Here is a 607-nt window from a genome sequence, read left to right on the forward strand (position 1 = left end):
AAGGTTTTTAAAATATTTGATTTAAGTTCTGAAAACTTTATTCCAAAACCTAAAGTAGATTCGACTCTGATTAAATTAATCCCATATAAAAAATTGCCTTTTATAGTAACTAATAAAAAAAGATTTTTTTTTATAGTAAAAAAATCTTTTTCAACAAAAAGAAAAACCTTAAAAAATAATTTAAAAGGATTAATAGATTCTTTTAATCTGAAGTTATTAAAAATTAATCCAGAGCGAAGAGCAGAAACATTAAGTATAAATGAATTTGTAAAATTAACTAATAAAATAATAGAATTAAATTAACTAATAAAATAATAGAATTAATTATATAAAGGATATTTTAGTTTTTCTAAAGACCATTTAGGAAATATCTTAATATTCTTATATACTTTTTCTCCTGAATTTATACGAAGAGCACCTAGATAAGCAATCATAGCCGCATTATCTGTACAAAGTTTTTTATTTGGAAAATAAATTTTTAATTTATTTATATATTTTTTTAATTGTTTTTTTAACTTATTACGTAAATTCTTATTTGCACTTACTCCTCCTGAAACTAAAAGATTAACTCTACCATATTTTTTTAAAGCATGAAAAGATTTTATAC

General features: G+C 20.1%; 2 protein-coding genes. One reads left to right on the forward strand and one right to left on the reverse strand.

Translation table 11 applies throughout. The features are described from left to right. On the forward strand, nucleotides 1–303 hold a 303-nt coding region (locus IE124_RS34335; protein ID WP_306432464.1), incomplete at its 5' end, for an rRNA adenine N-6-methyltransferase family protein. Nucleotides 304–320: 17 nt separating this feature from the next. On the opposite strand, the gene IE124_RS34340 is transcribed toward IE124_RS34335, so the two are convergent. Then, a partial coding sequence (locus IE124_RS34340; protein ID WP_440862332.1) for a tRNA (adenosine(37)-N6)-threonylcarbamoyltransferase complex transferase subunit TsaD occupies nucleotides 321–607 on the reverse strand: 287 nt, incomplete at its 5' end.

The organism is Streptomyces narbonensis (assembly GCF_014649015.1).
Lineage (GTDB): Bacteria > Actinomycetota > Actinomycetes > Streptomycetales > Streptomycetaceae > Streptomyces > Streptomyces narbonensis.